The organism is Acinetobacter sp. ANC_7504, from assembly GCF_056779995.1.
In genome coordinates, this window is record NZ_JBWYIZ010000014.1 from 26,091 (window position 1) to 50,968 (window position 24,878).

Consider the following 24,878-nt stretch of genomic DNA (forward strand, 5'->3'; position numbering starts at 1 on the left):
TTTCTACTACAATCATCATCATTGTATTCGAGACCCAACTTTTAACTCACTCATTTAACATCTTACATCTCATCGATCTCTTTACATCATTGAGATTATTTGCACGATTAGAGCTTGAATATGGTCTAATACACCCCGTCATTTTGAAGGTGGATAAAAATGCACGTTGCCATCATTGGATGTGGAATTAGCGGCTTACTAACAGCGCTTGAATTAATCGAACAAGGTTGTGAAATTACCCTCATTGATCAAAAACAAGCAGCTAAAGCTGCATCTTGGGCAGGTGGTGGTATTTTGTCACCTATGTATCCTTGGCGTTATCCCAAAGCAGTCAATCAATTGGCACAACATGGTAAATCGTTATATCAATCTTGGAATCAAAAAATTCAACCATTGAGTGGCATTGATTTCGAAATTCACGATTCAGGCATGTTAATTTTTGATGAAGATGATTTTGAGATTGGACTCAGTTATAAGGCGCAATATAACGAGCCAATGCAGCATTGCGATTTACTCGACGAGACTCAATTAAGAAATCTGAATCCACGAGTTTCTAATACTTTCAAGCAGGCTTTGCATTTTCCACAATTGTCTAATGTTCGTAATCCTCGTCTTTTAAAGTCTATTCTGACTTATCTTAAATCACATTCAAAAGTAAAGATTATCGAGCATAAGTGGGTAGAAAAATTACTGATTCAAAATCAGCAAGTGCAATCCATTGTTCTGCATGATCAACATCAAATTAAAGCTGATCAGTATGTTATCGCTACTGGAGCTTGGTCGGCACATTGGGCATCACAACTCGATTTCAATATCCCTGTTCAACCTGTTCAGGGGCAGATGATCCTATTCAAAACCCCTGAAAACTGGCTACCCACGATGTGTATGTACAAGGTCATGTATATGATTCCACGTCGAGATGGCCATATCGTCTGTGGTTCCAGTATGGCGGAATTAGGTTTTGAACATCGCCCAAATTTGAAAACACAACAATCCATTTACCAAGCATGCATTCAACTCATACCTGAACTTAAAAATTTCCCGATTGTGCAACAATGGGCAGGCTTGAGACCTAGCTCACCTGATGGAATTCCATATATCGGTTTAATGCCTGAAATGAAAAACTTATGGGCGAATTTTGGTCATTTTAGAAATGGTTTATGCATGGGGCCAGCTGCAGCGCAGTTACTACGACAACTCATGCTGAATCAGACCACCCTCGTTGATCCTAGCCCCTATGACCCATCTTTGAAGTTTCAAGTTTAATGTGATGGAAGTAGTTGCTCCAACGCCATTTTGAGTTCTGGATACTGAAATGTATAACCTGCTTGAATAAGTGCTTCTGGTATAACGTATTGTCCATTTAAAACCAATTGAGACTGCTCACCTAACATGATTTTAAACAATGAATCAGGCAGACTTAAAAGCGGTTTCTTGTTTAAAATTTTTGCTGCGGTGCGAACAAAATACACCTGATTCGTTTGTTCAGGAGCAACGAAATTAAAAACTTCGTTTGGAGTGTCATTCAACATCAGAAATTCAATCGCCTTAATCACGTCCTGAATATGAATCCATGCTAAGGGCTGCTGACCTGAACCAATTTTACCTACCAGATTAAATCGAATCGGTAAGAGTAATTGTTGTAAAATTCCTCCGCCATGCCCAAACACCACGCCTAAACGAATGACCTTAATATCAAACTGATTTTTGTGTTGGAGAGCCGACCTCTCCCACTCTTGGCAAAGTTCGGACATAAAGATCGGTTGAGATGATCCCTGCTCATTGTTTTTTTCTGACCATTCTTGATCAGGTTCAATACCATAATACCCCACAGCAGAACCAGAAATAATTCGCTTGGGATGTTGCTGATGGGTCAGCAGATAATGAAATAATGCATCGGTCGTCTTCACCCGACTGTCGATGAGTTTTTGTTTTCGCCTTTGTGTCCAGCGACCATCACCAATACTTTCACCCGCTAAGTTAATAACATAATCAATTTGAGCGTGTTGGATATCATCGAAAGATTGAACCCATGTCAAACGTGGATGCTTCATTTTTGGATTGGACTGTCGGCTTAAACCAATCACTTGATAATCTTGATCTAGCAAATATGCAACCAAATAAGACCCAATAAAACCTGTTGCACCAGTAACCAAAACGCAAGGATGATACATAGCAATACTCTTATGATCTGATCTCTCAATCATGGTGAAAGATGCCTTTGAGCTCAATTCATGATTACTTATTTACCACCAATTTATTCGCCATGCGCTTCGCTTGTGGACCATAAAACCAAAAGGTAATTAAATATAATGGTATCGCTAGCATCAAAATCATAATTACACTGAGACTTAAGAAACTGGAATTTTGGACATAGAGTAAAAAGTTCTGCCAAATTTCAGGGTCTTTTCTCGAAAAAAATAAAATACTTAAAAAAACACCAAGAAAGTTATAGCCCCAAAAGATCAACGTAAAACCTAATGTGAATTTTTTACGTTCTTTATCCGAAGGTGCACGTTGTTGTTGATCAATAAATTTATATAAAACAACAATCATCGCAATTAAATATGGAAGTGCAGTGACTATTCCTGCAATTGCCGAAGGCAATAACGCTGCCAAAATACCTGCAACCAGCGTTAATCCTAAGCAAAGTAAAAAGAACCATAAAAAATATTTTCTTAAAGAAACCATAACTCTCAGACGCAATAAATTCCTGTCACAAAGCATAACCGAAAATAAATCAAATATTTTTAATTTTCTTGTCAACCGAATCACAACCTTATGCGTTATATAAGGTACAAGGTCAGTAGCAACCGCGTAGTCATTGCACCGGCATCCGCAATGATACACGGTGACCTTATACCCCAATGAGACCTATAAATCATGCTTCTTGCAGAAAAATTTAGTTTAGCAGCCTAAATTTGAATGACTGAAGTATTTTGGCCGACGATTTCACATCACTCGAATCGTCGGCTTTATTTTTGAACTTAATAAATTTTCTAAATATACTTTTATCCATAAAGATGAGATAACAATCAGAATAAATCCTAGTCGCAATGTATAAAGAAAAAATTAAACATAAAATTAGTCTAAAAAAACGTCTAAATTTTAAATCAGACTTTTGGGATGTATTGAATTATCCCTTCACTCGCTTTCTTATCGGTATCGTATTAATTTGCTATTGCACTGTTTTTCTTAAAGCTTTTCTTAATCATCAATTTCACATACCGCTTACAATCATCAGTTTACTCTGTGGTGTTTTTTATCAAAGTTATCAAATCATTAAAAATAAAGAAAAAATCTTAATTTATTCAATTTTAAGTCTATTTCTGAGTGCACTTTCATTTATTTCTATACAGAGTTCTAGCTCGAATCCATTAATAATTTGGGTCTATTTCTATCTTGGTGCTTACTTAATGATTTTTTCTGTAGAGCATCATCAGAGTTTAACCACACCTTTTGGTGAAGGGCTTAGTTTTTTATTCGCACTTGGAATTTGCTATTGGTTTTTCGAAAAACAGATGCTTGGTGTTGATACAGTATTATCGACATTCATCACAATAATCTTGTTAATATTTTTACTCTATTCGATTGTACATGCCTTTTTTGAAATTAAGCATCATCATTTAAGCCGTTTTCTACTGAGTTTCTTTACTTGTTGTTCAATTTTAATTTTGTCTATTGATCAAATTATAGAACTTTATTCACAGGGCGATATTACATCTGAGCATCGTTGGGTTGAGCGTTTAATTTTATTATTTCAATATTTTTTACTCGGTTTATCGTCTTTATATCTTTTTCAAAACTTAATGCTGCTTCTCAGCTATTTTCCCAATAAATACACGCGTTCTTATTTTTCAGATGTCAAACAAAATACGCTGATCCATATCAAACGTTTTTCAGAAGATCAAATTTCTAAAACAGAAGCTTGGTTTGCACTCATTTTTACGGTTTCAGTCTATTCTTTAAATTATATCTATCAAATAATTCCCATCAATATGAGTATTTGGCTAAGCATTCTATTGGTACCCTTAGTCATCCAATCTTTTTTTCATCATAAAGTAGATCAATCGTTAACAGCAGCTAAACTGCATGCATCCTCTTCTCATAAGCAAATCTCGATCAACTCGAGAATCAAAAATAGAAACAAGAGAAAAAGACGAAAAAAGAGTAAATCGAATAAAAAATAGCGATTAAAAGCTGTCTTATAGAGATGTTAAAAATTTCGATGTTTTAAAGTCCGATATTGGATAAGATGACAATTGAGATGTTTTGGGGTTCGGTAATGGCAGTGCGTTTTTTTCATACTTCAGATTGGCATTTGGGGCAATTTTTTCACAATCATGATCGTGACTATGAACACACACAATTTTTAAATTGGCTACTTGCGCAAATTCAACAAAAACAACCGAATGCCCTGCTGATTGCCGGTGATATTTTTGATGTGGTCAATCCTGCATCATCTGCTCAAAAACAGTTATACCAGTTTCTCACCGATGCCCATGCCATTGCCCCGCATATGCAAACCTTAATGATCGCAGGTAATCATGATTCCGGTTACCGCATTGAACAGGTTGAACCTTTTCTAGCGAAATTCAATGCCAAAGCGGTCGGTATTATTGGCAAACAGGATGGTGAATTTGATCTCGATCGTTTGTTGGTACCTATTTATGATGCTGATAAAAATATCGTTGCTTGGTGCTTAACCCTGCCTTATTTACGCAGTGCCGAAATTACAGGCTTAAATGAAAATACCACCAACAGCCAAAATGCGATTGCCTATTTACACCAACAACTTATTGCGGAAGCTAAAGCGCGTAAACAACCCAATCAAGCCTTAATTTTGATGTCACATGCCCATATGCAAGGCGGTGAAACCTCAGATTCCGAACGTCCGATTGTGATTGGTAACGAAGAGGCTTTATCCACTGCATTATTTGATGATGTGATTGATTATGTGGCACTCGGTCATTTGCATAAACCGCAAAAAGTTGGAGAGGAACATATTCGCTACAGTGGCTCACCTATTCCACTGTCTTTTAGTGAACGCAACTATAAACATCAAGTGGTTGAAGTCACCATTGACCCCGAAGCTGATGAACAAAATCATTTTCAATATCAAGCGCACGTTATTCCACGTACCGTGGATTTGATTCGAATTCGTGAACCCTTGTCTGAATTAATCACTACGGTACATGCCCTGCCAAAAGGCGAAATTGACAATCTCAATGCACGACATTTTCTAGAGATTGAATATACGACCGATGCCCCACCGCCTGTAGACTTACGTCAGCAGATTGAACTGGCACTGCCACCAAATCGTTATCGTTTACTGCGTATAGCTCGAATTTATCAAAAAGTAACGGAGCAAAACGATGAAAGTCACAAAGTCGATTTAGCGCCCCCCACCCCTGAAAAATTATTTTTAAGCTTGTGGGAAAAAATGGGCTATGAGCAGGATGAATCGGTGAAGCGTGATTTCTTAACTTTGCTTGAAGCGGCACAACACGATTTGGATCAAAAAGCGCACTAAGGACAGGTCATGAAAATTATTCGACTCAGTTTAAACAACTTGGCCTCTTTAGCCGGTGAACAACATATCCATTTTGAACAAGCGCCATTGGCTCAAGCAGGTCTGATTGCCATTACTGGTAAAACAGGTGCAGGAAAATCGACGCTGCTCGATGCCATGTGTTTAGCTTTGTACGATGAAATCCCACGTTTACGTGGCGCAGCTGGCAGCATGAAAGATGTAGGCGGTAAAGACATTTCAATTAAAGATTCGAAGAATATTCTGCGTCGTGGTACCACCGCTGGTTTTGCTGAACTTGAATTTCTTGCCCTTGATGGTAAACGCTATTTGGCGCGGTGGGACATTAGCCGTGCGCGTAAAAAAGTTGATGGCAATTTAAAAGTCGAGCGCTTTGTTCAATGTTTAGATGATGGCGCGACCTTAACGCAAAAAATCTCGGAAGTGACGCCACTGATTGAAAAGCTGATTGGTCTCAGTTTTGAGCAATTTACCCGTGCAGTCCTGTTAGCACAGTCTGAAGTCGGTGCATTTTTAAAAGCCAAAGACCATGAACGTGCAGACTTACTCGAATATTTAACCAATTCGCAAATTTTTAGTGAAGTCAGTAAAAAAGCCGCTGATAAATTTAGTGAAATTAAACAGCAACGTACTGATTTAGAAAAGCAACTCGGTCATATTGATATTCTGAGTGAAGAACAACTTGCAGCCTTAAATCAACAACATCAGCAGTTAAAACAACAACTCGTACATTTGGCACAATCAGAAAAGCTGCTTGAAAATGAACGTAAATGGTATCTTGAGCGTGATCAATTGTATGCTGAAGTCCATGGCAAAAAAGAGATTTATGAAGTTCAGCTTGATGCCGTAAATAAATCCGCAGCACAACAACAATTGCTACAACAGCTTGATGCATTTCAAGCCATTCGTGAACAATATGTACAGCGTGCACGTTTAGAACCACAAAAACTTGAGGTGCAACAAAAACAACTGGCCTTTCAAGCTGAGTTTGTCTCTTTACAACAACAAGCTACTACTGAACAACAGCGCTTAAAGGCCTATGAACATGCCCAAGCGCAATTTGAGCAGCAACGTTTGGATATTAAGCCTCATCTTGAACAAGGCTTAAAGTTGGATCATGACATTCACAGTATTTCTGAACAGTATAAAAAACTCAGTGCAGATAAAGATCAGCTTGTTCTCAATGAATTAGAACAGTCAAAACATGCTGTGGAACAACAACAGACCAGCGTATTGGCTTGGCAAAATAAACAGCAACAAATCAACTTTGAGTTAACCCAAAGCCAATTTTTACAATGCTTTGACCAAGAACCACAAAGTACTTTGCAGGCGCTACAACACTATGTAGAGCAATATCAGTTGCTTCATCAACAAGAGCCAGAACTATTACAACAATCCTTCGCAACTTTAGAACAACAACAGCAAACCGTTGTACAACGTCTGCAAAGCTATGTGGCTCAACATGAAAGTCTTGACGCTTTGACACAATCGCTGAAAAACATCCAACAACAGCGTGAACAGCACCAAAGCACGGTATTACGACTGCAACATCAACAGCAGCAGCTTGAGCAAGTCATCAACCATGTCAGTGAAATACAAACTCTGACAGGCTCAATCGCTGAACAACAAAAGCAACTGCAGATTATTCAACAGACCCTTGAAAAACGCTTGAGCGAAAAAGCCACACAAGAAGCCGCCTATACCCAGCTACAAAGCATCTTGGAGGCACAGCGTCTATTGCATAGCGAAAACGTGCAGCATTTACGTGAACAGCTCAAAGCCAATCAACCGTGTATGGTCTGTGGGAGCCATGAACATCCGTTTTTACAAAGTCAGCAACGCTTAGAACAAGGTTTATTGCAACTACACGAGCAGCAATTACAGGAGGCTCGTCAACAACTGGAACAGTTCAATCGTGAGGTACAGCAAGCCCAGATTGAGCAATCCAAAGTACAGACCTTACTTGAACAACAACAACAACGTGTGCAACAGCTGACGCAGTCGACTCAGCAACAGATCGTGCATATTCAAGCAGCATTACAACAACTGGGTTTAGATCTCGACACGGCAGACCCGATTCAGTTACAGCAGCGCATAATGCAGCAGATCGAAACACTGCAATCGCATATCGAACAACAACAGGCACAAGAACAACAACTTGGTCAATTGCTTGAGCAATGGCGTAAGGAGCAACAGCAACAACAGCAATTACAATTGAATATTCAACGTCGTGTGCAACTTGATCAAGGTATTCAACCCATTGTGCAGTTACTGCCTGCTCGCTATCAGCAAGACATGCCAATACATTGGGTTGCTGAATTACAACAGCAGCTACAGCAACGTGTTGCATTGCTCACCATGCAAAAACAGGTAGAGACATCACTGCTGCAAGCACAGCAGGAACTTGAAAAAATGACGCTGCGCTTTGAAGCAGCGCAAAAGCACGAACAACACCTGACTCACCAGATTGAACAACTGATTGAGCAAGGCAAAATGTTACGCTCGAAACTTGCGGAACTGACCCAAGACTATGCCGGTCAAAGCTACCGTTATGCTGCGGATTGGCAAAAACATTTAGAGGAAACTGCTGTCGCCCATGCCAATGAGGTTCATGCACAACGCAGTAAAACTGCACATGCTGAACAACAGCTGAATGCAGCCAATTTACAACAGCAGCAGTTGCTCAGTGATTTACATCATATTGAACAGGCATTACAGCAAGTACAACAGGCTATTCAGCAATGGCAACTGAGCCATCCGACCGTGACCACAGATCAAATCACAACATGGTTAAGCATTGATTTAGCCCAACATCAACAAATACGCCATGAGTTAAATACGCAGCGACAACTTTTAGAGAATGCCAAAACCGCTTGGCAAGTTTTAGAAGAACGTTATCAAGCCCATTTAAAACATCAGCCTGAACATGATCTCAGCATGCTCGAGCAGCGACTTGCGAACTTGCAAACGGAAAAGCTCGCTCAACAAGAAGCACTCACCGATACAGAAACTCAGTTACGTATGAATGCTGCCAATCAAGCCAACTATGCTAAGTATCAAAGCCAAATAGAACAAATCAAGGCGGAAGAATATCGTTGGGGACGTATCTACGATTTGATTGGGCATAAGGAAGGCACCAAGTTTAAAAAGATTGCTCAAGAGCATCATTTAGATATTTTGGTGGAATATGCCAATCAGCAATTACAGCCGCTTGCGCCACGTTATCAGTTGCATCGTATTCCTGACAGTTTAAGTTTGGCCATTATTGACCTAGATATGAACAGCGAAGTTCGACCTGTGTTGTCCTTATCAGGTGGTGAAACTTTCTTAGTGTCTTTAGCCCTTGCTTTAGCGATTGCTAACATGGCATCAGGTTCAATGAAACTTGAATCACTGTTTATTGATGAAGGCTTTGGCACGCTCGATCCTGCATCACTACATATGGTGATGAATGCCTTAGATCATTTACAAAGTCAGGGACGTAAAGTGGTGTTGATCTCGCATGTACAGGAAATGCATGAACGCATTCCAGTACAGATTCAGGTCAAACCTGTAGGTGCAGGTGCCAGTACCATTAATATTGTCGGTTAATGATTAATGATAAAAAGTTGAAGCCGTCAAATGACGGCTTTAATCTAAGCCAGTTTTCTTAAAGTTAAAATTTGCTCAGCTCGTCCAAAAGGTCCGTTCAGATCATGAAGAATAGATGAAGTTAACCCGATACCGTCATCACCATATTGTTGCACTGTTTCCAGACCTAGCCACTTACCTATTGGCATACGATAGAGATGTATCTGTAAATCTAAATTTGGAAAAGTATAGTTAAACGGCCAACCTTGTCGTGTGACAATTCCATTCGCTGTATCGACCATTCCCATCAACTTCACAAAGTCTGAATGTATTTGTCCTTCAACCATGTCATAAGGATTGGTTAGCCATACAATGCCCTTGCCTGCCCGTCGATCTAAACGGCGTGCCTCAAGTGATTGAATATAGCCTCCAGGCCAGTTTCTAATTTCTTCCCATAAGATCCCCTCGTCAGGATCAGCAACTTTTTGATCTTCTAATCCTGCGACTGCCTGAGTATCACTCATCATCATTCGCCAAGTACGTGCCTGAATACAGCTTTTACCATGTGCAGACATGGTCGACTCGATCAATTCAATGGTTTTTCCAGGTCGAATAATTCGAGTTTCAATTTGAAACTCCCCAGCGGGTATCAGGCCCAAAATATCTAAACTTATACGTCCAATCCGTAGGTCAGACCGAGCAGAAAAGTGATCCAACTCTGCACAAATAATCCCTGTTGCGGGCGCCATATGCTGTTCGTGCGCATTCCATGCACCTTGAGCATGTATAGTCGACTTATACTTAGCCAGTACTGATCCATCATCACACACTTTTCGTTCTAAAAGCTGATAATACGAACTCATCCAATTCTTCCCTGTTTTATGATTATGTGAAATATATTGGTTTATTTTTATACATAAAAAGTTGTATTTACAATGACAGCGACTGAACCCGAAAGTTCAGTGCAGACTGAATCCAATCATTTTGAGTAATCTCGCGCCCCAAATAAGGCCGTCCCTATGCGAACCATAGTCGATCCAGCGCTAATCGCATCTTGTAAATCACCCGACATTCCCATACTCAAGGTATCCCAATCAGAAGGATGTGCATGATGCTCTTTCATCTGATCAAAAAGTGTCTTGGCATCATAGAGTGCATCTACATTGCCAGGTGCTGGAATGACCATTAATCCTCGTAATCGAAGTCGAGGTAATATGCTCATTTGAGCAACCAGATCTTCGACCTCTGAAACTGCACAACCATCTTTGCTTTCTTGAGCATCAATATTCACTTGAAGACAAATATTGATAGGCTCCTGTTCGATTGTGCGTTGATTAGAGAGTCGCTCTGCGATAATAAAGCGATCAACCCCATGCACCCATGCAAATTGTTCAGCCAACTGTTTGGTTTTATTGCGTTGTACATGACCAATAAAATGCCATTCGATGTCTAAATCATTCAGCGCTTTGATTTTATCTAATGCTTCTTGCAGGTAATTCTCACCAAATGCTCGTTGACCAGTCTGATACATTTCTCTCAAAATATCCGCTGGATGCGTTTTGGAAACAGCAAGGAGTTTAACCTCGTTAGATTGTCGTTGAGCAACTTCACAGGCTTGTTCAATTTGTTGAATGACACTATTTCTCGCTTGCTCTAGACTCATCATGTATAGCTATCTCAGTTAATTCATCTTTTTTTACTTTCTTGCACGCTAACTGTTGGTTAAGCTGTAGGAAAGCCTTATTATTCTATCAAAATAATTACGATTTTAATGCGTTCGGGGAATTTATGGATATTACAGAATTACTGGCATTTTCAGTGAAAAACGGGGCGTCTGACTTGCACCTTTCTGCAGGAATGCCACCGATGATTCGTGTTGATGGTGAAGTTCGTCGTATTAACTTACCAGCCTTAGAACACAAAGAAGTACACCGCTTAATCTACGACATCATGAATGATAAACAACGTCGCGATTATGAAGAAAAATTAGAAACCGATTTCTCATTTGAAGTACCTGGTGTAGCACGCTTCCGTGTCAACGCATTCAACCAAAATCGTGGCGCTGGCGCGGTATTCCGTACCATTCCTTCTCAAGTGATTTCTATGGAAGACTTGGGCATGGGGCAAATTTTCAAAGACATTTGCGCCTATCCACGAGGAATTGTTTTGGTCACAGGACCAACGGGTTCAGGTAAATCGACTACGCTTGCGGCGATGATGGATTACATTAACGACAACCGTTACGACCATATTTTAACCGTCGAAGATCCAATTGAATTTGTGCACCAATCCAAAAAGTGTTTGATTAACCAGCGAGAAGTGCATCGTGACACACATGGTTTTAATGAAGCGCTACGCTCTGCACTGCGTGAAGATCCAGATATTATTCTCGTCGGTGAAATGCGTGACCTCGAAACCATTCGACTTGCACTCACTGCTGCGGAAACTGGTCACTTGGTGTTTGGAACACTGCATACCACATCTGCCGCAAAAACAATTGACCGTATTATCGACGTGTTTCCTGCCGATGAGAAAGACATGGTTCGTGCCATGCTTTCTGAATCGCTTCAAGCCGTCATCTCTCAAACACTTTTGAAGAAAACAGGTGGCGGTCGGGTAGCTGCTCACGAAATTATGATTGGAATTCCAGCGATTCGAAATCTCATCCGTGAGAACAAAGTTGCACAAATGTATTCTGCAATACAAACCGGTGCAAATTATGGCATGACCACTCTCGATCAAAGTCTCAAAAATCTTGTCGCGAAAGGCATTATTACCCCGCAAGTTGCACGTACTGCGGCTAAACAACCAGAATCATTTTTATAAAAAAGTGAACGTCATTTGATTTAGGGGAATCAAAATGGATTTTAATGACCTGCTCGACATGATGATTGCGCGCAAGGCTTCAGATTTATTTATCAGTGCAGATATTGAACCATCAATGAAAATTAATGGTGAAATTGTGCCTGTAGTTAAAACAAAACTCACTGGTGAAATCATAGGGCAATTGATTCACTCGATTATGAGTGAAAGACAACGAATTGAATTTGCTGCAACACACGAATGTAATTTTGCTATTGCCAATCGTGATAAAACTGCACGTTTTCGTGTCAGTGCTTTTCAGCAACGTGATCAACCTGGCATGGTCTTACGTCGGATTGAAACTGTCATTCCAAGTATTGATGAGCTGAAACTACCGCCCGTACTTAAAGATTTAGCAATGACTAAGCGCGGGATCATCTTATTTGTAGGTGCTACTGGTACAGGTAAATCGACTTCGCTTGCAGCAATGATCGGTCATCGTAATCAAAATTCTAAAGGTCATATCATTACCATTGAAGACCCAATCGAATTTATTCATCAACATCAAGGCTGTATCATTACTCAACGTGAAGTTGGCATTGATACAGACTCCTTTGAAATTGCACTGAAAAACACACTCCGTCAAGCACCTGATGTTATTCTTATTGGTGAGATCCGCTCACGTGAAACCATGAACTATGCGATTAGTTTTGCTGAAACAGGTCATTTAGTATTTGCGACTTTACATGCAAATAATGCCAACCAAGCCTTAGATCGTATTATTCATTTCTTTGAGACAGATCGTCACAGCCAACTGTTTATGGACCTCTCACTTAATTTGAAGGCAATCATTGCACAACAGTTAATTGCGACTCCTGATAAAAAATCACGTCATCCCGCAATTGAAATCTTAATCAATTCTCCACTGATTTCAGACTTAGTGCGTAAAGGCGAAGTTCATGAAATTAAGGAAGTCATGAAGCGTTCCCGTGAAATTGGAATGCAGACGTTTGATCAAGCGCTATTTGACTTATATAAAGCTAAGAAAATCACTTATGACGAAGCATTACGTCATGCTGACTCTGCCAACGATTTACGCTTACAAATCAAACTCTCTGAAGAAGATCCAAACTATCTGTTGAATTCTGGCCCCCGCCTCACTTTTGATGGTCAAGATGATTAATTAATAGTGAATAAAAAAGGAGCAATCATTGCTCCTTTTTTAATGCAATCAAGATTTATTTTTTACGGTATGCTTCTTGGCATTCAGGCGCATCGCAATAACCATATAAATTCAAAGAGTGACCTGTTAAAACAAAACCAAGTTGTTCAGCAACATTATGTTGTTCTTGTTCAATCAAATCATTGTGGAATTCAACAACTTTGTTGCAGTTCTGGCAGACCATATGATCGTGGTGATCATCTTGCATGATTTCGAATACAGAGTGATTATTCTCGAAATGATGACGTTGGATAATACCAGCAGCTTCAAACTGAGTTAACACACGATATACAGTTGCTAGACCGACATCTTCGCCCTGCTCAAGTAAGGTCTTATAGATATCTTCCGCGCTCAAATGATGCTGTCTTGAATTTTCTAATAATTCCAAAATCTTGATTCGTGGAAGGGTAACTTTAAGTCCAGCTTTGCGTAAATCTTGATTTGAAATAGGCATATAAAAAGGTCTCTCAACAAATTTTAAGTTGGAATATGCAACAGAGTTGAGATGCAGTATGATCTATCCTTGGATCAATTGCATCATAATTAATTTGGGATAGTGTAGCAAAATGCAAAAAATCATGCTGACGTTATTCGTCGCTTCTTTACTGGGTGGTTGTTCTGTCTTTGGTGTATACAAAGTTGATATTCCTCAAGGAACACCATTAACCCAAGCGCAAGCTTCAAAAATTCAAGTCGGGATGACTTACCAACAAGTTCGTTTTTTACTTGGTAGCCCAACCATTTCAGATCCTTTGAATCCTTTACGTTGGGATTACATCTACAATTATACCCCAGGTACATATGCTAAAAAAGCAAATATTCCTGCAACTCAAGGTCAGCATCTAAAAGTATATTTCGATGGTTCTGGCGTCGTGAATAAAATCGAAGGTTTAGAAACTATCCCAGAAACTCAACCTGGTTTACCAGGTTCGAAAGATGCGATTTTGAACGCGCCACCACTATAAAGAATTAGACATAAAAGAAAACCCCTCAAAGAGGGGTTTTTCATATCATTTCAATTGTTTAAAGCGATTGCCACGACAATAGCGCCCAACTGGATTCGCTGCCGCTCGCTTACGGCGAATATCTTTTGGATTAATCGTTAATGCCCGATAGATTTCCACCCGATCACCTGCTTGCAGAACATGCGATTGATCTTGTACTTTCGTCCCAAAAATTCCAACAGCATACTCGTCTGGCAACTGCGTACACGACGCGATACCACTTTGTGTAATAGCATCCGCAACAGACATGCCTTCCACAAATTCAAGTTCAATGTGAAACTGCTGGTCTACAGCAGCATAAGCAACCCAAACTTTTGCATTTTGGATCATGGTAACCATTGACCTAAGTAAGAAATCATTGCAGCCACAATTGCTAAAGGTGTCACAATACGTACAGCCACACGCCAGATATTATAAAAAGCTTCATTACTAAAATTCAGCGCTTTACGTAAATGACTAATTTTCATGATCCAACCCACGAAAATTGCATAGATTAAACAAATGCTTAATCCCCAAAGCATTAAAATCGGAGTTAAAAATAGATCGGCTGCAGGGAATACCCAAATTAAAAGTGGTGCAAGCAATAAAAAATATTGCACCGCTTGTGCTAATCCACGATGTGCGAGTTGTTCCTTCCCAAGTTGCAGGAGTAAAGCTACTGCAAATATTGTCGCGATTAAAACGATATATGCTGGAATTGCAGCACTAATTGCAAAATATCCAAATCCAGCCACAGCCACCAGTTGCGCTAGCCAAATCGGTAAAGTTTTTGGCGTTGCAGCATCTTGTTTCTCTTGATTGAGATTTGTCTGCCAATATAATCCAAGCCCGAGACCTGAAGCTACTAAAGCGAGAATAGTTGCATTACCCCACTCTTTAAACTCAACAGGAGTCAGCTGCCAATCATTGACTTGGACACCAAAAACCTGAGCCGCGATTAAACTTGCAATCGTTGCAATCGCAGTAAGTACAACCAATACAGAACGTTGAAGAAATGATAAACCAAATGCAATGAATGCTGCGATACCCATCAAAATATTTGAACCAATACCAAAATCATTTTGTTGTGCTACAGCATTAGAAGTATTAAGTAATATACCGCCCGCTAAGAATGGAATAAAAATAACAGCAAGCCAACCAACCACTCTCCAACGTTGGTGCGCATCGGCTTCACGGGTCAATTTTGATAATGCGTTCAGCGCTGATGTTTGAGCTCGTTTCGCCAATCCAATTTCTAAATAGATAATTGGCAACGCTAAAAACAACATCGTTGCAAACCAAAGCAACCAAAAATCGAGTTGTCGATCAATTTGCAAGCCTAAGCTTGGTGCCAGACCCACAATAATGATAAATGATAAACAAAATGCCATCAGCGGCGATAACCATCGTGACATAGCGGTGTCCTGCATGAGGTATTCCATTAAAAAGTTTTACGCTATTTTGCCTAGCTCAATCATTAAAATCAAAGTCTGGCGTTAAAAAAGTACGTGTAGATCTTAGACACTTCAAATTAAATTTTTAATATTGATCCGCGCGAGTAACACGTTTCAAGCTTGGGTCACGGGCTTCTCTGACCAATCGCTCAACGTGAGTTATGGTACGTAATGTTGGCTTACCATCCTGAAATAAAATCATTTCGCCGGGCGTATATGCAAACCAAGCTTCATTATCTGTTAATGGTTCTGTCGTAATTACAGCCACACGATCTTCAGGTGTCGTGACCTGACTAAAATCGACTTCAACATCAATATCAATTAATCGTGCAGGTTGAAATGGATATTCGCGAACAATCCAGTGTAATTTTGTGGTCGCATAACTATACAAAGCCTGTCCATTTGATAAACAAAAATTGAATGTCCCATGCTCTGCTATTGTTGGCGAAATTTCTTCTAAAGCATGAAATACATCTTGGACACTTGGCTCTACATAACCAAACTTTTGTACGAGATGTTCTAATAAATAGCAAAATGCAAGCTCACTATCTGTATTACCTACTGGTGTGAACTGTCCCGACAACCTTGGATGAAAATCATGCAGATCACCATTATGCGCGAAAATCCATTGTCTCCCCCACAATTCACGAATAAACGGATGAGAATTTTCTAAAGTAATTTTTCCCTGTGTTGCTTTACGAATATGCGCAATGACATTACGCGATTTAATCGGATAATTACGAACGAATTCTGCAATTGGAGACTCGACTGCAGATTGGTTATCAACAAATAAGCGGCATGCCTTATCCTCAAAGAAAGCGATGCCAAAACCATCTGAGTGATCTGACGTTATTCCAGCGCGCTGAGAAAAACCACGAAAAGAAAACGTAATATCCGTAGGGGTGGCACAATTCATTCCAAGTAGTTGGCACATAATCTTTCATTTTGCTTTAGTTATCAGTTTTATTGTGCATCAGCCTTATAGATGTTGCAAATATGAATATGGCAATTGAATATGTTTTATGCTGGATATATGGGACATAAAACGATTATTCTTATCAAACAAAAAAAGCCACCGAAGTGACTTTTTATTATGTGATTATGAATTAGTGCGCCGACTTAGAACGATTGGTAATCAATGTTCCAACACCGTGATCCGTAAAAATTTCCAACAAAGTCGCATGTGGAACACGACCATCCACAATATGCGCGCTCACTACACCACCTTTCACCGCATCAAGCGCACATCCCACTTTCGGAATCATACCGCCGTAGATCACACCTGTATCGATCAAGCGATCGACTTCTTGTGTTGTTAGTCCAGTGAGTAGGTTTTTATTCTCATCCAATACACCACTGATATTCGTAAGAAGAATTAACTTTTCTGCACCCAAAGCTTCAGCAACTTTACCAGCAACTAAATCTGCATTGATATTGTAAGTATTACCTTCCTCATCAACACCAAGTGGAGCAATCACTGGAATAAAATCACTTTGAGTGAACATTTCCAGAACGTCAGTTTTTACACCGACCACTTCACCCACTAACCCAAGATCAATTTGTTGAACAGATCCATCCTCTTGGGTTTTTTCCATCAACAACTTTTGAGCACGAATTAAGTTACCGTCTTTACCCGTTAATCCAATTGCACGACCACCATGTTGATTGATCAAATTCACAATAGACTTATTTACACTTCCGCCCAACACCATTTCTACAACTTCCATAGTTGCAGGATCAGTTACACGCATTCCATCAATACGGTCTGATTCACGCCCAAGTTGTTTCAAAAATGAATCGACTTGAGGACCACCACCATGAACCACAATCGGATTAAGACCAACTGTTTTCAATAGCACGATATCACGGGCAAACGAACTTTCTAATGCAGGATCAGTCATTGCATTGCCGCCATATTTCACTACAAGTGTTTTACCTGTAAATCTTTGGATGTATGGCAAAGCTTCTGTCAAAATTTGAGCTTTGTCGATGCCAGTTTGTTGGTGTGGCATTCGCCTCTCCTTCATTCCTACATTAGTGTGCATTCAAAATACTTTGAGCAAGCACAGGATATTTTTCATTTAAAATTTTTACAAAATGCTGGCGAATTTCATAAAGTTTCGATGGGCTATCTGCATCAAACCGTACCGTGAAGTATTCACCAGTATTTGATGCTCGCATAATGCCAAATCCGTAGTCAAAATCAAGGCGAATACCATCGATTTTACTCATTTTGGCCCCAGTAATTTTACAATTCTGCTCTATCAAGGCTAGGACGTCTTGCGGATTTGCATCTTGCGTTTCAATATAGGTATCTTCAGTACCAAAGCGATCTGGGAATTGAGCGAGATATTCAGATAGCGTGATATTAAGTTGACTCAATGCCTCCATGACCCGTAATGCTGCATAGATACCATCATCGTAACCAAAACCACGACCATCATTGAAGACATAATGACCCGCATATTCTCCCCCAAAAACAGCTCGACCTTTGGATTGGGAAATATAACGGCGCATGAAACTGCTGCCAGTACGAATCATTTTTGCGATGCCTTGTAATTGTTCAATGGTTTTTGACACCATCGTTGAACATTTTACGTCATAAACAATTTCATGATGCGGATGCTGAGTTAAACACAATGATGCGAATAATGCTAACAAGCGATCAGCAGACACAATGTGAGCATTCTCATCCAAAATGACGGCACGATCACCATCACCATCAAGAGCAATCCCCAAATCCGCCTGATGCAACAAAATTTTTTCTTTTAGCTGCGTCAAATGCTTCGCTTGTGAAGGGTCTGGAGGATGATCAGGAAACTCTCCATTTTCACGACAACGTATTGAAATGACTTCACATCCCATTTTTTGTAGTACTAAATCAGCACAACGCCCAGCGGCACCATGCATACCATCTAATACAACCTTGAGTGGACGCTTTAATTGAATATCCTTGAGCAAAGCATGCTGATAAGCCAAGCAATACTCTGATTTAATCTGATGTGTCAGTTGAGGTGGCGTTGGAAAGTGATCATGTTGAAAATAGAAACCTTCTGCATACTCCCCAACATTTTGAATCATGTCTGGACAAGGTGGTTCGTATTCAATAATCCATTTAATCCCATTATCATGTTTAGGGTTATGACTCGCGGTCACCATGATGCCATTGCCATTTTTATGTCGAGCAGCAAAATACATTTGTGGGGTTGAACAACATCCAATGTTCTCGACATTCATCCCTTGTTTTTTGAAGACTGATTCAATAATCCAAGCAAAAGTAGGTCCAGTCAGTCGAGCGTCATAACCTAGCACGATACTTTTCTGACCACGTGATTGATACTGAGCAACGAGCCCATGTGCAATCGCATAAATTGTTCTTGTATCCAATTGACTGACTTTTCCGCGAATATCATAAGCACGGAAAATTTGTCTTGGAAAAATAAGTGGTTGGGTATTCATTCTTAATTAACACCGTTGACTGCTGAGTCAGAACAGCGTGATGAGAGTTGATCCAAATAAATTTTGAATATATTGAGTAATAAAAAATATCGTTATTCTTTATATAACGTGTACCAATTTCAATTTATATAATCTTTGTTAATATTTTGCAACATATAAATAAAAGCCTGATTTTACAGGCTTTTATCCAAAATACTATTGTTTTCCAGTGTGTCCGAATCCACCAGCTCCTCGCTCACTTGCCTTGAATTCGTCAACTAAATCAAATTCAGCTTGTAAAACAGGAACCAATACGTATTGAGCCAATCGCTCACCTGGCTCTAATGTAAATGCATTTTGACTGCGGTTCCAAACTGAAACCATTAATTCACCTTGATAATCTGAATCAATTAGACCGACGAGATTTCCTAATACAATCCCGTGTTTATGACCTAAGCCAGAACGAGGCAAAATCAAACCCGCATAACTTGGGTCTTCGATATAAATTGCCATACCTGTTTTAACTAAAACAGTCTGACCAGGCTCAATAGTGATCGCTTCATCTACACATGCACGTAAATCTAAACCTGCTGATCCTGTTGTTGCATAAGTAGGTAATGGCCATTCTTGACCAAGTCGTTGGTCAAGTACTTTAACTTGAACTTTCATATTCAATCCTGTTTTAAAATGTAATTAACGTTTGAGTAAAGCTTTCAGATTTTGCAGATAATGCTGTGCCTGTAATTTTGGATCGATATTTTCAGCCAATTTCTTTTTTCGACCTAGCCAATCGACTTCATCTTGTGGCAATTCGTCCAAGAAGCGACTTGGTGTCATTTGTTTCATCTGACCACCATTTTTACGCTGTTCTGCAAGCGTCAAAGTCAGACCTTGTTTGGCACGGGTAATACCAACGTACATCAGTCGACGTTCTTCTTCGATGGTGTCAGCCACAATTGAATTTTTGTGCGGAAGCAACTCTTCCTCAAGCCCCATAATATAAACAAATGGGAATTCCAAGCCTTTAGAAGCATGCAAAGTCAGTAAATTTACTTTATCAATATCTTCATCTTCTTGCTGTTGCTCCAACATATCCAGCAACACCATCTTACGAATGACACTTTCGATATTTTTTTCATCGACATCTTCAGCACGATTGATCAAACTTTGAATACTGCTATAAAGCACTTCAATATTGTCAATTTTAGTTTTTTCTTGTGCTGGCGTCGCTGCCGTTTCTTTGATGTAGTCGATATATCCTGCCTCAACCATCATTTGGCGGACTTTAGGTACAGGTTCATCATCATCTAACAATTCACGCGTAAAACCTTCGATAAAATCGGCAAACTCAGCCAATTGAGATGTCGCCTTCTTCGGTAATACCATACTTAGACGCTGATCATTCGCGGCACCTAGTAGAGAAAGATTATTCTCTTGCGCAAATAAACCTAGTTTTTCTAAAGTCACAGGTCCTATGGCGCGTTTAGGTGTGTTGATAATCCGTAAGAAAGCACTGTCATCTTCAGGATTAATAATGAGACGTAGATAGCTCATAATATCCTTGATTTCAGCACGACCAAAGAACGACTGACCACCAGAAAGTTTGTAAGGAATCTGCATCTGACGAAGTTGTGTTTCTAAAACACGTGCTTGGAAGTTTCCACGGTATAACACGGCGTAATCTTTCCAATTTTTGCCATTCATCAATTTATGAGTCAGCAAATCTTTAACAACACGTTCCGCTTCATCATCATCATTACGACAAGTAATAATACGGATCACCTCACCATGTCCTTTATCACTCCACAATTTTTTATCAAAAATATGTGGGTTATTCTCAATCACATGGTTTGCAGCTTTTAAAATACGACTGGTTGAACGATAGTTTTGCTCAAGCTTAATGACTTTTAAATTGGGGAAATCTTCCTTCAATAAGGCCATGTTTTCTGGCTTTGCCCCCCGCCAAGCATAAATTGATTGGTCATCATCCCCTACAGCCGTAAATTGTCCCATGACACCAACAAGCAGTTTGACCAAGATATATTGGGCGGTATTGGTATCTTGATATTCATCAACCAATAAATAACGTACACGGTTTTGCCATTTATCACGGACTTCAGCATTTTCTTGAAGAAGGCGTGTCGGCATTACGATTAAATCGTCAAAATCGACCGCATTATAGGCACGTAAATTACGCTCATAAAGTTGATAGAGATGCGCAAATTGAACATCTTCAGCCGTTTCACAAGTCGTATGTGCTTGCTCAGGCAAAATTAGATCGTTTTTCCAATCTGAGATCATCTTCATAGCTTTTGCGATCAGCTCTTTACTTTCTGCACCAGACAAATTATCTCGGTGCATTAAATCCATTAAAATACGCTTACAGTCATCAGCATCTAAAATGGAAAAGTTTGCTTTAAGTGGCGTATGTTTTAATTCTAGTCTTAATAAATTCAAACCAAAGGTGTGAAAGGTAGAAACAGATAAACCCTTTCCATCCTCTTTACCAAGCAATTTACCGACACGCTCTTTCATCTCTCGTGCAGCTTTGTTGGTAAAAGTCATCGCCGTAATACGATGTGCTGGTATACCGCATTTTTTGACTAAATATGCAATTTTCTGTGTGATTACAGAGGTCTTACCTGAGCCTGCCCCAGCAAGTACTAACAAGGGTCCTTGAGTGTATTTCATGGCTTCAAGTTGCTTGTCGTTCAAATGACTGGCTGATGACATATTCTTTCCTCTTTTCCTTCAGCGCTCGATTATAGTCATCTGCTTCGAATATGACTAACGTTAAATTTAATGAAGGTATATTTGAATAAATTTCAGACATAAAAAAACCACCCGAAGGTGGCTTTTTTAAGATCATGTATTATTGAACTGCGTAAACAGCAATCTCTACACGACGGTTTTGTTCTTTACCTGCTGCAGTTGTGTTATCAGCAATTGGGTTTGAAGAACCTAAACCTTGAGCATTAATACGTGCTGTAGAAACACCCTTAGATGCTAAATAGCTAGCAACAGATTGAGCACGTGCTTGTGACAATGGGATGTTAATCGCATCATTACCTGAACTATCAGTATAACCAGTTACAAGGATACCGCTCTTGTTGTCTTCAGTTAAAACTTGTGCAACACGGTTTAAAGTGTCATAGAAGTTTGGCTTGATATTTGATTTATTTGTATCAAACGTGATAGCACCTGGCATTACTAAGTTAATAGAGCCATCTGGATTACGGTTTACATCAATACCTGTACCAGCAGTTGCTTGGCGTAATTTTTTCTCTTTATTGTCGAGATATACGCCTGCAGCACCACCTAATACAGCACCAATCGCTGCTGCACGGTTATTTTGACGGCTAGTGTTCGCATTACCTTTAGAAACACCGTAACCAGCTGCTGCACCAATTAAAGCACCCAATGCAGTTTTGTCATACTCGACGCCACCAATATTGTTACCAGTTGTTTGACAACCAGAAAGTACCATTGCCCCAACCACTGCAGCTGAAATAGCTAATGCACGCATGGGATGACTCCTTTTATATGTTTTTGTATGTGATGAATAATGATTTGTTAGAAACAATTTAACCATTACTATTTTGTTAATAATAAACAGTTTATTAACAATATGTAATCTTTTGTAGCATCTTTCGTTAATGCTTCATCATATTTTATACATAGTTAAGAAAACGGGCTTTGTGATTTGAGCGACTCGATTTATAGTGTTTTAAAAATTTCAATCAAATGCAATCACTTTTTAGGACTGTGCAATGGCAGCAGAGAAGCAGAAACAACCTATTTTAAAAAAAATTTCTAAGGGTTTAACCGTAGGTTCTGTAATCACAGGAAGTACATTTTTTCGTGGCCCACCTATTCTTGCATTAGGTTTGACTAAACTCGTAAAAAAATCATCAAAAATCGATGAAACCAATATCAATATCGCCAATGGTTGGATTGGTACGAATAACTGGCTCATTGAAAAAGTTCTCCCTGAGCTTAAATGGCACATCACGATTGATGAAGATCTAGATCTCAATCTACAAGGTCGTTACATCATGACCTGTAATCACCAAAGCTGGGTGGATACAACTGTTACTCAATATTTTGGTCTTAAACGTATGCCGCTCACACGTTTTTTTACGAAATGGGAACTCATTTTTATTCCTTTTGTTGGGCAAGCATTCAAGATCCTTGGTTTTCCTATGATGAAACGTCATACCAAAGCGCAAATCGAAAAAAATCCTGCGCTGAAATATCGTGATATGGAAGAAGCGCGTAAATCGTGTGAACAACTGCTCAGCCAACCTTTTACCTTATTAAATTATTTAGAAGGTACACGCTATACCCCTGAAAAACACGCCCAACAAAAATCTCCGTATAAAAATTTACTTAGGCCCAAAGCAGGTGGTTTAGCACTTGCCCTAAATATTCTAGGAAGTGAAATTGATGCGCTAGTCGATATGACCATTGTCTATCCAGATGGTGTGCCAGGTTATGGAGATTTTTGGTTAGGAGAAGTTTCTCAAATTGCCGTGAATTTAAGAAAAATTGAAATTCCTGCTTGGGTTCATGGCGGCAATTATGAGGATGATGCCGACTATCGCGCTCGTTTCCAAAAATGGGTTGATGAGCTTTGGACAGAAAAAGATCAGTTAATTACACAGTTAAAACAACAGCTTCAAGCTGAATCTGTAAATTAAGCTGTCCTCAGAATGTATTGCATATGACAGATCGCATGACTAATCCTCGAAAAACTTTCCGTCCACAGCGTCATGACACTTTATTTTGGAAGATGTTCCTGATTTATGACATCTTTATGATGCTCATTATTTTAGTCAATTTGTTTTGTCTATGTGCCAATGCATTTTTAATGAGTAATTTTGGCTCATGGGTATTTGACACGGTTCAATTACCTCAAATTCTGGAGTTTTATAAATCCGAGCTTCACCCATGGGTCATCATTACTGAAAGTTGGTTTATCACATTTTTAATTGTTGAACTCGCTGTAAGATGGCTGATTGCAATCGTCAATAAACATCATCAGCGTTGGTTTTTCTTTCCCTTCATTCATTGGTATGAAATATTAGCCATTATCCCTTACCTTCGCTTTTTACGTTTAATTCGCGTCGGAGTGATTGCCTATAGACTGCATGAGCTAGGCTATAAAGTCATACCTAATAAATGGTTCAGACGTCTTAATTTTTACTATAACGTGATCATGGAAGAGCTCTCTGATCGTGTGGTGATTACTGTCATTGATAGTGTAAAAAAAGAGTTAGACACTAGCTCGACCCATAAAAAAATCATTCATGATCTGGTGAATCACCATCGAGACATGTTTGCCACGACATTAGCGCAAGTCTTACAAGAATCTTTAGCAACCGAATTAAAACTTCAAAAAGATAATATCTCGCAAGGCGTTGGTCACATTGTCATTAAAGCTATTGAAGACACACCAGAACTAACACAGCTCTTAAAGCTGATTCCATTGGTGGGTGGTCGTATAGAACAGCAAATCCACAACATTGGTCAACGATTAGGTGAAAATATTACCGACGGTTTAGTTGAACCTTTTATTTCTGGAACCATTGATAAACCGAATGCGCATTATCAACTCATTGCTGAAAAAATTAGCCAGCTCAATATTGATAATCATGCATTAGAACAACTCGTTGAATCTGTCGTTTATGAAAGTCTTGAGTCTTTAAGAAAACAGGTGGCAGTAAAACAATGGCAAATAGAGTTATCAAAAAACAATCAAGTCAAGGAATGATCATTTCTCTATTAATTTAATATATCCGCTAGAGAATTCTTGAGAATTGAACTAGCATTTGCACAATTAACAATTTTTACTTCGA

At 39.4% G+C, this 24,878-nt stretch carries 22 protein-coding genes; 9 read left to right on the forward strand and 13 right to left on the reverse strand.

Annotated features, from left to right (window positions below; all coding sequences use genetic code 11):
• Positions 1 to 159: 159 nt before the first annotated feature.
• Positions 160 to 1,266, forward strand: a complete 1,107-nt coding sequence (thiO, locus tag AC1M9F_RS12880) for a glycine oxidase ThiO (protein WP_481597962.1) — start codon at positions 160 to 162, stop codon at positions 1,264 to 1,266.
• Here the strand turns inward: thiO and AC1M9F_RS12885 are convergent.
• Both AC1M9F_RS12885 and AC1M9F_RS12890 read right to left on the reverse strand, forming a co-directional pair.
• Positions 1,263 to 2,174, reverse strand: coding sequence for a TIGR01777 family oxidoreductase (locus tag AC1M9F_RS12885; protein WP_481597963.1), 912 nt, complete (start codon positions 2,172 to 2,174; stop codon positions 1,263 to 1,265). The genes thiO and AC1M9F_RS12885 overlap by 4 nt on opposite strands.
• A gap of 64 nt (positions 2,175 to 2,238) precedes the next feature.
• On the reverse strand, positions 2,239 to 2,691 hold the full coding sequence (locus AC1M9F_RS12890) for an ABZJ_00895 family protein (protein ID WP_481597964.1): 453 nt from the start codon (positions 2,689 to 2,691) through the stop codon (positions 2,239 to 2,241).
• 725 nt (positions 2,692 to 3,416) lie between these two features.
• Here AC1M9F_RS12890 and AC1M9F_RS12895 point away from each other — a divergent pair.
• From AC1M9F_RS12895 to AC1M9F_RS12905, 3 genes are all read left to right on the forward strand, one after another.
• A complete protein-coding gene (locus tag AC1M9F_RS12895) occupies positions 3,417 to 4,190 on the forward strand; it encodes a hypothetical protein (RefSeq protein ID WP_481597965.1) in 774 nt (257 codons plus the stop codon).
• Positions 4,191 to 4,285: 95 nt separating this feature from the next.
• A complete protein-coding gene (locus tag AC1M9F_RS12900) occupies positions 4,286 to 5,533 on the forward strand; it encodes an exonuclease SbcCD subunit D (protein WP_481597966.1) in 1,248 nt (415 codons plus the stop codon).
• 9 nt (positions 5,534 to 5,542) lie between these two features.
• Complete coding sequence (locus AC1M9F_RS12905) at positions 5,543 to 9,142, forward strand: AAA family ATPase (protein ID WP_481597967.1); 3,600 nt, start codon at positions 5,543 to 5,545, stop codon at positions 9,140 to 9,142.
• A gap of 44 nt (positions 9,143 to 9,186) precedes the next feature.
• Here the strand turns inward: AC1M9F_RS12905 and AC1M9F_RS12910 are convergent, their stop codons facing one another.
• Positions 9,187 to 9,984 (reverse strand): thioesterase family protein, encoded by a 798-nt coding sequence (locus AC1M9F_RS12910; RefSeq protein ID WP_180028750.1) that lies wholly within the window; start codon positions 9,982 to 9,984, stop codon positions 9,187 to 9,189.
• A 116-nt stretch (positions 9,985 to 10,100) separates the two neighbouring features.
• Positions 10,101 to 10,787, reverse strand: coding sequence for a YggS family pyridoxal phosphate-dependent enzyme (locus AC1M9F_RS12915; RefSeq protein WP_035267462.1), 687 nt, complete (start codon positions 10,785 to 10,787; stop codon positions 10,101 to 10,103).
• Between the two features lie 122 nt (positions 10,788 to 10,909).
• Between AC1M9F_RS12915 and AC1M9F_RS12920 the strand changes: the two genes are divergently transcribed.
• Together AC1M9F_RS12920 and AC1M9F_RS12925 are read left to right on the forward strand one after the other, a co-directional pair.
• Positions 10,910 to 11,947 carry a type IV pilus twitching motility protein PilT gene (locus AC1M9F_RS12920; protein WP_092768204.1) on the forward strand — a complete coding sequence of 346 codons (1,038 nt, stop codon included), beginning with the start codon at positions 10,910 to 10,912 and terminating at the stop codon, positions 11,945 to 11,947.
• A gap of 34 nt (positions 11,948 to 11,981) precedes the next feature.
• Entirely contained in the window at positions 11,982 to 13,106 is a 1,125-nt protein-coding gene (locus AC1M9F_RS12925; RefSeq protein ID WP_481597968.1) for a PilT/PilU family type 4a pilus ATPase, read from the forward strand.
• Positions 13,107 to 13,161: 55 nt separating this feature from the next.
• Here the strand turns inward: AC1M9F_RS12925 and fur are convergent, their stop codons facing one another.
• Positions 13,162 to 13,599 (reverse strand): ferric iron uptake transcriptional regulator, encoded by a 438-nt coding sequence (gene fur / locus AC1M9F_RS12930; protein WP_035267453.1) that lies wholly within the window; start codon positions 13,597 to 13,599, stop codon positions 13,162 to 13,164.
• A gap of 112 nt (positions 13,600 to 13,711) precedes the next feature.
• Between fur and AC1M9F_RS12935 the strand changes: the two genes are divergently transcribed.
• Entirely contained in the window at positions 13,712 to 14,110 is a 399-nt protein-coding gene (locus AC1M9F_RS12935) for an outer membrane protein assembly factor BamE (RefSeq protein WP_092768200.1), read from the forward strand.
• A 45-nt stretch (positions 14,111 to 14,155) separates the two neighbouring features.
• Here the strand turns inward: AC1M9F_RS12935 and AC1M9F_RS12940 are convergent, their stop codons facing one another.
• The 8 genes from AC1M9F_RS12940 to AC1M9F_RS12975 all read right to left on the reverse strand — a co-directional run bounded on the left by AC1M9F_RS12940 (position 14,156) and on the right by AC1M9F_RS12975 (position 22,546).
• Entirely contained in the window at positions 14,156 to 14,479 is a 324-nt protein-coding gene (locus AC1M9F_RS12940; RefSeq protein ID WP_092768198.1) for an RnfH family protein, read from the reverse strand.
• The gene (locus AC1M9F_RS12945; protein ID WP_481597969.1) at positions 14,476 to 15,558 is read right to left on the reverse strand and encodes a hypothetical protein; all 1,083 of its coding nucleotides are present in this window, start codon (positions 15,556 to 15,558) and stop codon (positions 14,476 to 14,478) included. Before AC1M9F_RS12945 ends, AC1M9F_RS12940 begins: the two co-directional genes overlap by 4 nt.
• 109 nt (positions 15,559 to 15,667) lie before the next feature.
• Positions 15,668 to 16,516, reverse strand: coding sequence for a class II glutamine amidotransferase (locus AC1M9F_RS12950; protein WP_481593835.1), 849 nt, complete (start codon positions 16,514 to 16,516; stop codon positions 15,668 to 15,670).
• Positions 16,517 to 16,688: 172 nt separating this feature from the next.
• Positions 16,689 to 17,594: an acetylglutamate kinase gene (gene argB / locus AC1M9F_RS12955; protein ID WP_035267425.1), complete on the reverse strand. Its 906-nt coding sequence runs from the start codon at positions 17,592 to 17,594 to the stop codon at positions 16,689 to 16,691.
• Between the two features lie 22 nt (positions 17,595 to 17,616).
• The gene (locus AC1M9F_RS12960; RefSeq protein WP_481597970.1) at positions 17,617 to 19,041 is read right to left on the reverse strand and encodes a phosphomannomutase/phosphoglucomutase; all 1,425 of its coding nucleotides are present in this window, start codon (positions 19,039 to 19,041) and stop codon (positions 17,617 to 17,619) included.
• 195 nt (positions 19,042 to 19,236) lie between these two features.
• Complete coding sequence (gene dut, locus AC1M9F_RS12965; protein ID WP_035267418.1) at positions 19,237 to 19,689, reverse strand: dUTP diphosphatase; 453 nt, start codon at positions 19,687 to 19,689, stop codon at positions 19,237 to 19,239.
• A gap of 24 nt (positions 19,690 to 19,713) precedes the next feature.
• Positions 19,714 to 21,753: a UvrD-helicase domain-containing protein gene (locus AC1M9F_RS12970; RefSeq protein WP_035267404.1), complete on the reverse strand. Its 2,040-nt coding sequence runs from the start codon at positions 21,751 to 21,753 to the stop codon at positions 19,714 to 19,716.
• A 139-nt stretch (positions 21,754 to 21,892) separates the two neighbouring features.
• A complete protein-coding gene (locus tag AC1M9F_RS12975; RefSeq protein ID WP_092768184.1) occupies positions 21,893 to 22,546 on the reverse strand; it encodes a YiaD family glycine zipper/OmpA-like lipoprotein in 654 nt (217 codons plus the stop codon).
• Positions 22,547 to 22,790: 244 nt separating this feature from the next.
• On the opposite strand from AC1M9F_RS12975, the gene AC1M9F_RS12980 reads away from it, so the two are divergent.
• Together AC1M9F_RS12980 and AC1M9F_RS12985 are read left to right on the forward strand one after the other, a co-directional pair.
• Positions 22,791 to 23,720, forward strand: a complete 930-nt coding sequence (locus AC1M9F_RS12980) for an acyltransferase (RefSeq protein WP_481589486.1) — start codon at positions 22,791 to 22,793, stop codon at positions 23,718 to 23,720.
• Between the two features lie 23 nt (positions 23,721 to 23,743).
• Complete coding sequence (locus AC1M9F_RS12985) at positions 23,744 to 24,793, forward strand: preprotein translocase subunit SecA (protein ID WP_481597971.1); 1,050 nt, start codon at positions 23,744 to 23,746, stop codon at positions 24,791 to 24,793.
• Positions 24,794 to 24,878: the final 85 nt, after the last annotated feature.